Source organism: Prevotella ihumii (genome assembly GCF_900155655.1).
Classification (GTDB): Bacteria; Bacteroidota; Bacteroidia; order Bacteroidales; family Bacteroidaceae; genus Prevotella; species Prevotella ihumii.
The window spans coordinates 965,687-967,064 of sequence record NZ_LT706987.1; the positions used below are offsets into that span (position 1 = coordinate 965,687).

The 1,378-nt window shown below is 43.4% G+C and carries 2 protein-coding genes and 1 pseudogene; all 3 read right to left on the reverse strand.

The window, feature by feature from the left end:
* Nucleotides 1-224 (reverse strand): IS66 family insertion sequence element accessory protein TnpB (gene tnpB / locus CZ367_RS04590; RefSeq protein WP_077197319.1); only part of this gene is annotated, 224 nt, incomplete at its 3' end.
* A 549-nt stretch (nucleotides 225-773) separates the two neighbouring features.
* Nucleotides 774-1,118 (reverse strand): IS66 family insertion sequence element accessory protein TnpB, encoded by a 345-nt coding sequence (tnpB, locus tag CZ367_RS04595; RefSeq protein ID WP_077197362.1) that lies wholly within the window; start codon nucleotides 1,116-1,118, stop codon nucleotides 774-776.
* Between the two features lie 56 nt (nucleotides 1,119-1,174).
* Nucleotides 1,175-1,378 (reverse strand): annotated as a pseudogene (locus tag CZ367_RS16725) (IS66 family transposase); the annotation flags it as partial.

Genomic DNA, 1,378 nt, shown 5'->3' on the forward strand with positions numbered 1-1,378 from the left:
AGGCAACCCTGTGCCATCTGTTTATGATACACGACAAAACCACAGCGTTCCCAGTGCAGCAATTTAATTCGGTTACGGGCTCGATTGTAGAAAACGTAGACAACACCATCAGAAGGATTGAAGTCATTGCTGCGTACCAATTGGGACAGGCGAAGAATACCCTGACGCATGTCCACAGGAGTGCAACAAACCCGAAAAACATTTGTTTCATTGAGTACAAACATAAGTTTTTCGGGCAAAGGTAGTAAAGCAAGAATGTTACACAAAGGCGGCTAATATTGGATGCTTACAGTGAAAGAAAAAAAGATATTCCCATATTCTATTGTATCTAGCATTGGTTTTACAGTAAGCATCCAATATTAGCCGCCTTTCACACCAATAAATAACCCTTATATGTCTGGCAGCATATAAGGGTTATTTGTTATTTGAAGTTTGAAGGTAGCATTTTCGTGAGTTCCTCCTCCGTCATATCTGGCAGGGGTCTTGAAAGAACTTCCTTCATCCATTTGTATGGCTCTATGTCTGCTTCCCTGCAACACGCCATAAAGGTATAGAAGATGGCGTTGTTCTCTGCTCCCTCATTGTTACCACAGAACAGGTAGTTCTTTCTTCCAAGCGTGATGGGTCTGATGGCCTGNAAGAAGTTTAACAACAGCTTCCCGAGTGAGAGAATGGTAGTCAGATGTCATTGTGCAATAAGGCATATCCATCACATTATCAGTTCTTTATACGATGTAAAGTTACAAAAAATATCTGACACTGGCAAGAAAATACTAAGATTTATTGTATCTTTTTCTTCGGTAGCAATTAGGATTTATACCTTCAATATAGAGTACCAATTCGTCCCAGCGAAGTTCATAAAATCCAGTTCTCGCCCGTATGATTTTAGGACTCAAGCAGCCCTGTGCCATCTGTTTGTGATAGACGACAAAACCACAGCGCTCCCAGTGAAGCAACTTGATTCGGTTACGGGAGCGATTGTAGAAAACGTAGACAGCACCATCATAAGGATTGAAGTCATTGCTGCGTACCAGTTGGGACAGGCGAAGAATACCCTGACGCATGTCCACGGGAGTGCAACAAACCCGAAAAACATTTGTTTCGTTGAGTACAAACATAAGTTTTTCGGGCAAAGGTAGTAAAGNATCTCCACTTCCTCGGGGGGTGCTTTCTTGTGTTTGAGGTTTTCCTCCAACTCATAAAGCGTGGCTATCGTTTCGATGATATGGGCGGCGTTCTTATCGTCAGCCGCCAGATGTTCGAACTTACGTCTCACGTGTGCCATACATCCTAACAGCACGATGCCCTGAACGTTCTCAAACCTGCTGTAGACCTCATACCCATCAGACTGTATGGCACCCTGGTAGCCCTTGAAGAG